Raw genomic sequence first — 9,602 nt, forward strand, 5'->3', positions numbered from 1 at the left:
CGCGCTGCCCGCTTACAGCAGCTGGTGCGCGGCGACGAAGGGTTTCTGCTGGCGCTTGGCTATTCGACCCAGCGCGGCTATGGCCGCAACCATCCGTTTGCCGGTGAAATCCGCACCGGCTATCTCAGCGTGTCGATCTGCCCCGAAGAGCTGGGTTTTGAGATTGAAATTGGCGAGATCCTGCTGACCGAATGCGAAATGGTCAACGGCTTCACCACCCAGGGCGACAGCGCGCCGCACTTTACCCGCGGCTATGGTCTGGTGTTCGGACGCGCAGAGCGTAAGGCGATGGCGATGGCGCTGGTGGACCGTGCGCTGCAGGCACCCGAGTATCAGGAGCGCATTGCCGGGCCGGCACAGGACGAAGAGTTCGTGCTGTCGCACGCCGATAACGTCGAAGCCGCCGGCTTTGTCTCGCATCTGAAACTGCCGCACTACGTGGATTTCCAGGCGGAGCTGGAGCTGCTGCAGCGGCTGCGCCAACAGCATCAGGAGCAGAATGATGAGTGAGTTAACCGGCTACAACAACGGCTACCTGGATGAGCAGACCAAACGCACCATCCGCCGCGCCATTCTGAAAGCGGTCGCGATCCCTGGCTATCAGGTGCCGTTTGCCGGCCGCGAAATGCCGATGCCGTATGGCTGGGGCACCGGCGGCATCCAGATCACCGCCAGCATTATAGGCGACAGCGACGTGCTGAAAGTGATCGATCAGGGCGCGGATGACACCACCAACGCGGTCTCTATCCGGCGCTTCTTCCAGCGCGTCAGCGGGGCGGCAACCACCGAAGCCACCAAAGACGCCACGCTGATCCAGACGCGGCACCGCATTCCGGAGACGCCGCTTGAAGAGGATCAGGTGCTGATTTTCCAGGTGCCGATCCCGGAGCCGCTGCGCTTTATTGAGCCGCGTGAGACGGAAACCCGCACCATGCACGCGCTGGAGGAGTACGGCATCATGCAGGTCAAGCTGTATGAAGATATCGCCCGCTACGGCCATATCGCCACCACCTATGCCTATCCGGTGAAGGTTAACGATCGCTATGTGATGGATCCATCGCCGATTCCCAAATTCGACAACCCGAAGATGCACATGATGCCGGCACTGCAATTGTTTGGTGCCGGACGTGAAAAACGCATTTATGCGCTGCCGCCCTACACCAAAGTGGAAAGTCTTGATTTCGACGATCACCCGTTCAGCGTGCAGAGCTGGGAACAACCCTGTGCGCTGTGCGGTTCGCGCCACAGCTATCTCGACGAAGTGGTGATGGATGATGCCGGTACGCGCATGTTTGTCTGCTCCGATACCGATTTTTGCCACCAGCAGCAGGAACAACAGCATGCACAGTGAACAGCCGCTGCTCGCGGTCCATAACCTGACGCACCTCTACGCGCCGGGCAAAGGTTTTGAAGACGTCAGTTTTGCGCTCTATCCCGGAGAGGTGCTGGGGATTGTCGGTGAATCCGGCTCGGGGAAAACCACGCTGCTGCGCAGCCTGTCGGCGCGTCTGGCGCCCCAGCAGGGCAACATTCTTTACCGCGGCCGCGATCTGTATCAGCTCAGCGAGAGCGAGCGCCGGCGGTTACTGCGCACCGAGTGGGGCGTGGTGCATCAGCATCCGCTGGATGGTCTGCGTCCGCAGGTGACGGCGGGCGGCAATATTGGTGAGCGTCTGATGGCGATTGGACAGCGTCATTACGGCGACATCCGCAACGAGGCGCTGCGCTGGCTGCAGGACGTCGAAATTCCGGCCAACCGCATCGACGATCTGCCCACCACCTTTTCCGGCGGCATGCAGCAGCGTTTGCAGATTGCACGCAACCTGGTGACGCAGCCGACGCTGGTGTTTATGGATGAGCCGACCGGCGGGCTGGATGTCTCGGTGCAGGCGCGCCTGCTGGATCTGCTGCGCACGCTGGTACGCGAACTGAATCTGGCGGTGATTATCGTCACCCACGATCTGGGCGTCGCGCGTCTGCTGGCGCACCGCCTGCTGGTAATGAAGCAGGGCAAAGTGGTGGAGAGCGGACTCACCGACCGGGTACTTGACGATCCGCACCATCCGTACACCCAGCTGCTGGTTTCATCGGTGCTGGCATAGAACACGCTGGCGGTGCGCATTAATGCGCCCTACTCATGAGGTGTGCACCAATCGTAGCGGCGCAATTTATTGCGCCCAGTTGAACAGCGAGCGTTGCTGTTAAATGCGCGATAAATCGCGCCGCTACGGTTACGTGCGGCTGCACGAATCATTATCAGGACATCAACATGCAACCCATTTTGCGCGTAGAGAATCTCAGCAAAACCTTTGTGCTGCACAACCAGAACAGCGCCGAGCTGCCGGTGCTGCAGCACGCCAGCCTTGAGGTGGCCGCCGGCGAATGCGTGGTGCTGCACGGGCGCTCCGGCAGCGGTAAATCCACGCTGCTGCGTGCGCTGTACGGTAACTATCAGGCCAACAGCGGTCACATCTGGCTGCAGCATCACGGCCAGTGGGTCGATCTGGCACAGGCACCGGCGCGTCAGATGCTGGCGATCCGCCGTGACACCGTCGGCTGGGTCAGCCAGTTTCTGCGCGTGATTCCGCGCGTACCGACGCTGGAGATCGTCATGCAGCCGCTGCTGGAGCGCGGCGTCGAACGCGCCCGCTGTGAACAGCGCGCCCGCGAACTGCTGACGCGTCTTAACGTGCCGCAGCGCCTGTGGTCGCTGGCCCCCTCGACCTTCTCCGGCGGGGAACAGCAGCGCGTCAACATCGCACGCGGCTTTATCGCTGACTATCCGGTGCTGCTGCTGGATGAACCCACGGCGTCACTCGACAGCGCTAACAGCGCGGCGGTGGTGGAGCTGATTGAACAGGCGCGCGCCCGCGGCGCCGCTATCGTAGGTATTTTCCATGACGAAGCGGTGCGCGCCCGGGTGGCCGACCGCCTGCACGTCATGCAGCCGCTGCACACAGGAGAACAGGCATGATCGTGAATAATGTCCGGCTGGTGCTGGAAAATGAGGTCGTCAGCGGATCGCTGGAGATGCGCGGCGACCGGATCGCCAGCTTCAGCGACAGCGGCAGTCAGCAGCCAGGCGCGCTGGACGGCGGGAACGCGTTTTTGCTGCCGGGGCTGGTCGAGCTGCATACCGACAACCTCGATAAATTCTTTACGCCACGGCCCAAAGTCGACTGGCCAGCGCATTCGGCGATGAGTAGCCACGATGCACTGATGGTCGCCAGCGGCATCACCACGGTGCTGGACGCCATCGGCGTCGGTGACGTGCGCGACGGCGGTCATCGCCTCGAAAACCTGAGCAAAATGATTACGGCGATTCAGGACAGCAACCGCAAGGGCATCAACCGCGCCGACCACCAGCTGCACCTGCGCTGTGAGCTGCCGCACCACACCACGCTGCCGCTGTTTGAAGCGCTGATGAGCACCCCGGAGCTGTCGCTGGTGTCACTGATGGATCATTCACCCGGCCAGCGCCAGTATGCGTCGCTGGAGATGTACCGCACCTACTATCAGGGCAAATATCAGCTTAACGATGAGCAGATGGATCAGTTTGAGCGCGAACAGCTGGCGCTGGCTGCCGAATTCTCCACGCCGAACCGCAACGCCATCGCTGGCCTGTGCCAGGCGCGCGGTATTCCGGTTGCCAGCCACGATGATGCCACGGCGGCGCACGTCGCGGAGTCACACGCGGTAGGCAGCGCCATTGCCGAGTTTCCCACCACGCTGGAAGCGGCTCGCGCCTCACGCGAATGCGGCATGCGGGTGCTGATGGGTGCGCCCAATATCGTGCGCGGCGGATCGCACTCCGGCAATGTCGCGGCGTGGCAGCTGGCCAGCCACGGCCTGCTGGATATTCTTTCGTCGGATTACTACCCGGCCAGCCTGCTGGATGCGGTATTCCGCCTGGTGGCCGACGAGCGTAATGCGCTGACGCTACCGCAGGCGGCGGCGCTGGTCACGCGCAATCCGGCACAGGCGATTGGCCTGCACGATCGCGGCACGATTGCCGAAGGGCTGCGCGCCGATCTGGTGCTGGCGCACACCGATCACGGCCATGTGCATATTCGTCACGTCTGGTCGCAGGGCAGGCAGGTGTTCTGATGGCGCGCCTCATCTGGCTGACCGGACCGTCTGGCTCGGGCAAAGACAGCCTGCTGAACGCGTTGCGGGAAGCACCGCCGGACAAACTGGTGATCGCCCATCGCTATATCACGCGGCCGGCCGATGCCGGCGGTGAAAACCACGTAGCGCTGAGCGAAGCCGAATTCCGCCGGCGGGAAGCGCTCGGCCTGTTCGCCATCAGCTGGCGCGCACACGGCCTGAGCTACGCGCTCGGCGAGGAGATTGACCACTGGCTGGCGCGCGGTCTCAACGTGCTGGTCAACGGTTCACGTCTGCATCTGCCAGTCGTGCGCCAGCACTACGGCGAGCAGTTGCTGCCGCTGGTACTGCAGGTCTCGCCGGCCGTGCTGGCGGCACGGCTGCGCCAGCGCGGGCGCGAAAGTGAAGCTGACATTCAGCGACGGCTGGCGCGCGCAGCAGAACCGCTGCCTGCCCACTGCCACGCGCTCAACAACGACGGCGCGCTGATCGACACGCTCCATCAGCTGCGCCAGTTACTGGAGCATCCGCCATGAATCTGACCTTTCTCGGTACGGGCGGCGTGCAGGCCGCGCCGCTGTTCGGCTGCGACTGTCGCGCCTGTGAACGCGCCCGGCAGCAGCCACGCTATGCGCGTCACGCCACCAGCGCGCTGATCGACACCGGTCGCGAGCGCATCCTGCTCGATGCCGGTCTGCCCGATCTGCATCAGCGCTTCCAGCCCGGTGAGCTGAGCCGCATTCTGCTGACGCATTTCCACATGGATCACGTGGCCGGCCTGTTCAGTCTGCGCTGGGGCCGGGGCGCGTCGATTCCGGTGTGGGCGCCACCGGATGAAAAGGGCTGCGACGATCTGTTTAAGCATCCCGGCCTGCTGGCGTTTCGCCCGGCGCTGACGCCTTTTGTCGCGCACAGCTTCGGCACCCTGCAGGTGACGGCGCTACCACTGCAGCATTCGCGGCTGACTTACGGCTACCTGTTCGACTGGCATGGCACGCGGCTGGCGTGGCTGTGCGACACCTGTGGTTTGCCACCGGACACCGCCGATTTCCTGCAGGGCCAGCCGCTCGATCAGCTGGTGATCGATTGTAACGATGCGCCGCGCGCCGCGGTGGGTAATCACAACGACGTTACCCGCGCACTGGACATCGTGGCCCGGCTGGCTCCGCGCCAGGCATGGCTGGTGCACCTGTCACATGAGATGGATAACTGGTTGCTGGACAATGGGTTACCGGAAAACGTCAGCGTACCGTTCGATGGCCAGCAGATTGCTGTCGGTTTGCGCGACGCTGTCACCGTTTAATCATGGTTCTGTCATCAGACCTTCATCGCCAGTGTCCGTAATAACGGGCAATCAACACCTCAGAAGAGATGGAGCGCAACATGGCACAGGCACTACTCAAAACCGTCGTCGACAATGCACATCCTGCCCAGCGCCATGGCGACAAGGTGCTGTCGGTGCAGGGGCTGTGCAAAGCCTTCGGTGATAACCGCGTGCTGGATGATGTCAGTTTCGATCTGCATGCGGGCGAGCTGGTGGCGGTAATCGGCCGCTCGGGCGCAGGCAAATCGACCCTGCTGCATATGCTGAACGGCACCATTGCCAGCAGCGAAGGCGCGATTCTCAGCATGCGTCACGGCGAGGCGGACCGCGATGTGGTGACGCTCAACAGCCGGCAGATGCGCGAATGGCGCAGCGAGTGCGGCATGATCTTTCAGGACTTCTGCCTGGTGCCGCGCCTCGACGTGCTGACCAATGTGCTGCTGGGCCGGCTCAGCCAGACCTCAACGCTGAAATCCTTTTTCAAAATCTTCTCCGACACCGACCGTGCGCAGGCCATTGAACTGCTGCAGTGGATGAACATGCTGCCGCAGGCGCTGCAGCGGGCGGAGAATCTGTCCGGCGGCCAGATGCAGCGCGTCGCCATCTGCCGCGCGCTGATGCAGCGCCCGAAAATCCTGCTGGCCGACGAGCCGGTGGCCTCGCTCGATCCCAAAAATACCAAACGCATCATGGATGTGCTGCGCCAGGTGAGCGAGCAGGGCATCAGCGTGATGGTCAACCTGCACTCGATTGAACTGGTGCAGCAGTATTGCACCCGGGTGATCGGCATCCAGCGCGGCAAAGTGCTGTTTGACGGCCATCCCGCTCAGTTGACCGACAGCCTGCTGCATGCGCTGTACGGCGACGAAATTAACCAGCTCCACTAACTCCCACGGCAAGAGAAAATCTCACAATGAAACTGACTGCTTTAGCTTTACTGACAGGCGCTCTGATGGCTTTTGGCGTCAACGCAGCGGATGCACCGAAACAGCTGAACCTGGGAATTCTGGGCGGGCAGAACGCCACCCAGCAGATTGGCGATAACCAGTGTGTGAAAACCTTCTTCGATAAAGAGCTGGGCGTGGATACGCAGCTGCGCAACTCGTCTGACTATGCCGGCGTGATTCAGGGGCTGCTGGGCAATAAGATCGATATGGTGCTGAGCATGTCGCCGGCCTCTTATGCCTCGGTCTATCTGCAAAACCCGAAGGCCGTGGATATCGTCGGTATCGTGGTGGACGACAAAGATGGCTCGAAAGGCTACCACTCGGTGGTGATCGTCAAAGCCGACAGCCAGTATAAGAAGCTGGAAGATCTGAAAGGTAAATCGTTTGGCATGGCCGATCCGGATTCCACCTCCGGCTTCCTGATGCCCAATCAGGCCTTTAAGAAAGAGTTTGGCGGTACGGTGGATGATAAGTACAACAATACCTTCTCCAGCGTGACGTTTTCCGGTGGCCACGAGCAGGACATCCTCGGCGTGCTGAATGGCCAGTTCGACGGCGCGGTGACCTGGACGTCGCTGATTGGCGATTACAACAGTGGTTATACCTCGGGGGCCTTTGGTCGTCTGATTCGTATGGATCACCCGGATCTGATGAAGCAGATCCGCATCATCTGGCAGTCGCCGCTGATTCCTAACGGCCCGATTCTGGTGAGTAATAACCTGCCCGCTGACTTCAAAGCGAAAGTGGTGGCCGCGATCAAAAAGCTGGATAAAGAAGATCACAGCTGCTTTGTTAAAGCGGTGGGCGGTGCCCAGCACATCGGCGCCGCCAGCGTCGCGGATTACCAGAATATCATCGATATGAAGCGCGACCTGATGAAGGGTGCACGCGGGTAACGAGCGGGTGGCTATGTGCGGTATTTCCCTCACCCCAGCCCTCTCCCGGGGGGAGAGGGGGCCGCACGAGCTACCGGACAATTCCCTCGCCGCTGGCGGGAGAGGGGGACGCACGTGCCGGCATTGTTTACCGGACAATTCCCTCGCCGCTGGTATGGAGAGGGGGCCGCACGAGCCGGCATTGTTTACCGGACAATTCCCTCGCCGCTGGCAGTAAAGGGGGCCGCACGAGCCTGCATCATTCTGCCGGACAATTCCCTCTCCCGCTGGCGGGAGAGGGTTAGGGTGAGGGCAATCCCTCGCCATCAACAAAGGATCTCTCCCTTGACCGATTTCGAACACTACTACCAACGTATCCGCCGCCAGCAAAAGCGCGACACGCTGCTGTGGTCGCTGCTGCTGGTGGCGCTTTATATCGCGGCCGGCAACGTTGCGGAATTCAACCTGGTCACGGTCTGGCAATCGCTGCCTCACTTCTTTGACTACATCGGCGCGACGCTGCCGGTGCTGCACCTGCCGCTGCTGTTCGCGGACGTTAAAACCGAAGGTTCGCTGGCTTACTGGGGCTATCGTCTGCACTTTCAGCTGCCGCTGATCTGGGAAACCCTGCAGCTGGCGCTGTCCTCCACCCTGATTGCAGTGCTGATCGCCGCCGTGCTGGCGTTTTTCGCCGCTGATAACACCCAGACACCGCGCAGCCTGCGCATGGCGATTCGCGCCTTTGTTGCCTTCCTGCGCACCATGCCGGAACTCGCGTGGGCGGTAATGTTCGTGATGGCGTTCGGCATCGGTGCCATCCCCGGCTTTCTGGCGCTGGCGCTGCACACCATCGGCAGTCTGACCAAACTGTTCTACGAATCGATTGAGAGCGCCTCCGACAAACCGGTGCGCGGTCTCGCCGCCTGTGGTGCCAGCAAGCTGCAGCGTATGCGCTTCGCCTTCTGGCCGCAGGTGAAACCGACCTTTCTCTCCTACAGCTTTATGCGGCTGGAAATTAATTTCCGCTCCTCCACCATCCTCGGGCTGGTGGGCGCGGGCGGCATCGGTCAGGAGCTGATGACCAACATCAAACTGGATCGCTACGATCAGGTCAGCATGACGCTGCTGCTGATCATCGTGGTGGTGTCGCTGCTGGATACGCTATCCGGCTGGCTGCGCCGCCGTGTGGTTGAAGGAGACGTAAAATGATCGCCTTAGCGCCCGACGTGGCGAAACTGAAACAGCAGCACGCTGCACTGTTTGCCGCGCAAAACCGTTATCTGCGCCGCATCGCGCTGATTGCGCTGGCGCTGGTGCTCTACTATCTGTTCTTCTTCAGCGTGTTCGGCATCGACTGGCAGCGCTTTGTCATCGGCTGCCAGCAGCTCGGACGCTATTTCCTGCGCATGTTCGTCTGGCAGGATTTCGTCAACTGGCCGTTTGGCTACTATTTCTCGCAGGTCGGCATCACGCTGGCTATCGTGTTTGCCGGCACGCTCACCGCCACCGTCATCGCGCTGCCGGTCTCCTTTCTGGCGGCGCGCAATGTGATGCACGATCCGCTGACGCGGCCGATATCGCTGCTGGTGCGCCGGCTGCTGGATGTGCTGCGTGGCATTGACATGGCCATCTGGGGATTGATCTTCGTGCGGGCGGTAGGCATGGGGCCGCTGGCCGGGGTGCTGGCGATTGTGATGCAGGACATCGGCCTGCTGGGCAAGCTGTATGCCGAAGGGCATGAAGCGGTTGAACGCTCACCCAGTCGCGGCCTGAGCGCAGTGGGGGCCAACAGCCTGCAAAAACACCGTTACGGCATTTTTACCCAATCGTTTCCCACCTTTCTCGCGCTGAGTCTGTATCAGATTGAGTCCAACACCCGCTCGGCGGCGGTGCTGGGCTTTGTCGGCGCCGGTGGCGTCGGGCTGGTTTACGCCGAAAACATGCGCCTGTGGAACTGGGATGTGGTGATGTTCCTGACCGTGATTCTGGTGGTAGTCGTGATGGTGATGGACGCCATCTCCAGCCGGCTGCGTAAACGCTACATCACCGGGAAAGGGGTGCCGCTGTGGCAGCCTGCCGTGCGCGACTGAGCCGTTCGCTGCGCTGCCAGGCGCGCTCCAGCGTTTGCACCAGCTGCGCCTGCTGCCAGGGTTTCGCCAGCCGTTCACACAGCGGTAGCGTCACCGGCGTCTGGCGCAGATCCTGACCGCTGATCAGCAGGGTGGCCAGCTGTGGCCACTGCTGCTGCGCCTGACGAATCACATCCGCACCGTTCAGGGCGCCCGGCAGCATCAGGTCACTGATCAGCAGATCGATATCCGGCGTCTGGCGCAGCAGCGTCAGCGCGCT

Annotated in this window: 11 protein-coding genes and 1 pseudogene; 11 read left to right on the forward strand and 1 reads right to left on the reverse strand. The window is 61.7% G+C overall.

Annotated elements, in window-relative coordinates:
• From ERD80_RS19005 to phnE (ERD80_RS19055), 11 genes are all read left to right on the forward strand, one after another.
• The coding region (locus tag ERD80_RS19005) for a carbon-phosphorus lyase complex subunit PhnI (RefSeq protein ID WP_168926296.1) at positions 1-510 on the forward strand (510 nt) is incomplete at its 5' end.
• A complete protein-coding gene (locus ERD80_RS19010; RefSeq protein WP_021509799.1) occupies positions 503-1,351 on the forward strand; it encodes an alpha-D-ribose 1-methylphosphonate 5-phosphate C-P-lyase PhnJ in 849 nt (282 codons plus the stop codon). The genes ERD80_RS19005 and ERD80_RS19010, both read left to right, overlap by 8 nt.
• Positions 1,341-2,102, forward strand: coding sequence for a phosphonate C-P lyase system protein PhnK (gene phnK, locus ERD80_RS19015; protein WP_136548075.1), 762 nt, complete (start codon positions 1,341-1,343; stop codon positions 2,100-2,102). Before ERD80_RS19010 ends, phnK begins: the two co-directional genes overlap by 11 nt.
• A gap of 167 nt (positions 2,103-2,269) precedes the next feature.
• Positions 2,270-2,974 (forward strand): phosphonate C-P lyase system protein PhnL, encoded by a 705-nt coding sequence (phnL, locus tag ERD80_RS19020; RefSeq protein WP_021509801.1) that lies wholly within the window; start codon positions 2,270-2,272, stop codon positions 2,972-2,974.
• Positions 2,971-4,107 (forward strand): alpha-D-ribose 1-methylphosphonate 5-triphosphate diphosphatase, encoded by a 1,137-nt coding sequence (gene phnM, locus ERD80_RS19025; RefSeq protein ID WP_125310057.1) that lies wholly within the window; start codon positions 2,971-2,973, stop codon positions 4,105-4,107. The genes phnL and phnM overlap by 4 nt, the downstream gene beginning before the upstream one ends.
• Positions 4,107-4,643 (forward strand): ribose 1,5-bisphosphokinase, encoded by a 537-nt coding sequence (phnN, locus tag ERD80_RS19030; protein ID WP_104188816.1) that lies wholly within the window; start codon positions 4,107-4,109, stop codon positions 4,641-4,643. The genes phnM and phnN overlap by 1 nt, the downstream gene beginning before the upstream one ends.
• Positions 4,640-5,410, forward strand: a complete 771-nt coding sequence (gene phnP, locus ERD80_RS19035) for a phosphonate metabolism protein PhnP (RefSeq protein WP_136548077.1) — start codon at positions 4,640-4,642, stop codon at positions 5,408-5,410. Before phnN ends, phnP begins: the two co-directional genes overlap by 4 nt.
• Before the next feature lie 80 nt (positions 5,411-5,490).
• Positions 5,491-6,318, forward strand: a complete 828-nt coding sequence (gene phnC / locus ERD80_RS19040) for a phosphonate ABC transporter ATP-binding protein (RefSeq protein ID WP_021509805.1) — start codon at positions 5,491-5,493, stop codon at positions 6,316-6,318.
• 26 nt (positions 6,319-6,344) lie between these two features.
• Positions 6,345-7,274, forward strand: coding sequence for a phosphonate ABC transporter substrate-binding protein (gene phnD, locus ERD80_RS19045; RefSeq protein WP_136548079.1), 930 nt, complete (start codon positions 6,345-6,347; stop codon positions 7,272-7,274).
• Between the two features lie 324 nt (positions 7,275-7,598).
• Positions 7,599-8,462, forward strand: a complete 864-nt coding sequence (gene phnE, locus ERD80_RS19050) for a phosphonate ABC transporter, permease protein PhnE (protein WP_136548081.1) — start codon at positions 7,599-7,601, stop codon at positions 8,460-8,462.
• Positions 8,459-9,343, forward strand: a complete 885-nt coding sequence (gene phnE / locus ERD80_RS19055; RefSeq protein ID WP_136548083.1) for a phosphonate ABC transporter, permease protein PhnE — start codon at positions 8,459-8,461, stop codon at positions 9,341-9,343. The genes phnE (ERD80_RS19050) and phnE (ERD80_RS19055) overlap by 4 nt, the downstream gene beginning before the upstream one ends.
• Here phnE (ERD80_RS19055) and ERD80_RS19060 read toward each other — a convergent pair.
• Positions 9,297-9,602, reverse strand: a pseudogene (locus ERD80_RS19060) (response regulator); the annotation flags it as partial. The gene phnE (ERD80_RS19055) and the pseudogene ERD80_RS19060 sit on opposite strands and share 47 nt — an antisense overlap.

This window comes from Pantoea sp. R102 (assembly GCF_004916815.1).
Taxonomy (GTDB): domain Bacteria; phylum Pseudomonadota; class Gammaproteobacteria; order Enterobacterales; family Enterobacteriaceae; genus Pantoea; species Pantoea dispersa.